Genomic DNA, 224 nt, shown 5'->3' on the forward strand with positions numbered 1-224 from the left:
TGACAGCATCGCTAATAAAAGTGCAAAATCACCGCGACGGATTTCATGAATACTATTGTTGAGTTTACTTTTAAGCTGACTCTCAGTGATTAACAAATCATCGAATTGCATGGTCTTTAGCCGATTATAATAACTGATAGGTATTTATCGGCATTATTATAATTTTCTTTAGCTTTTCTCTTTAGTTAAATACGCAGTTTGCTATTATCAGCGCCGTTGCTTTG

Annotated in this window: 1 protein-coding gene; it reads right to left on the bottom strand. The window is 34.4% G+C overall.

Annotated elements, in window-relative coordinates; genetic code table 11:
* The coding region (locus V6260_RS18875) for a VC2046/SO_2500 family protein (RefSeq protein ID WP_341595597.1) at positions 1-111 on the bottom strand (111 nt) is incomplete at its 3' end.
* Positions 112-224 lie beyond the last annotated feature (113 nt).

The sequence above is a fragment of the Pseudoalteromonas aliena genome, assembly GCF_038155085.1.
Lineage (GTDB): Bacteria > Pseudomonadota > Gammaproteobacteria > Enterobacterales > Alteromonadaceae > Pseudoalteromonas > Pseudoalteromonas aliena_A.